At 42.9% G+C, this 331-nt stretch carries 1 pseudogene; it reads right to left on the reverse strand.

The features are described from left to right. Positions 1-56: 56 nt before the first annotated feature. Positions 57-331 (reverse strand): annotated as a pseudogene (locus tag SB773_RS30675) (aminopeptidase); the annotation flags it as partial.

Genomic DNA, 331 nt, shown 5'->3' on the forward strand with positions numbered 1-331 from the left:
TTTTCGTTATCATGTGGATGGAAATGTAGCCATTGGAAACAAGTGTTTGGAGAAAGCTAGCTAGAAAAAGTAAAGCTTCCTTTTTCCAGTACTTTTACGTCGTCGATAAAAACATCTGGTTTGTTTACGATTAAATCGATATGTACCCCCGCTTCAATCGTTCCCCCGAATGTGATGTTGCTTCCAAACGCGACATGGATCGTGCCAAACGCTTTTTCATCCTCCAAAACAATCCCGATAATACGCGCTTTATGATTTGTACCAATCCCAAATTCTGCTAGCATACGCCCGTCCTTTTCGCCCAATGTCTGGAGCAGTCTGTCAGCTACTG

The organism is Bacillus sp. SIMBA_074 (genome assembly GCF_046534555.1).
Taxonomy (GTDB): domain Bacteria; phylum Bacillota; class Bacilli; order Bacillales; family Bacillaceae_G; genus Bacillus_A; species Bacillus_A mycoides.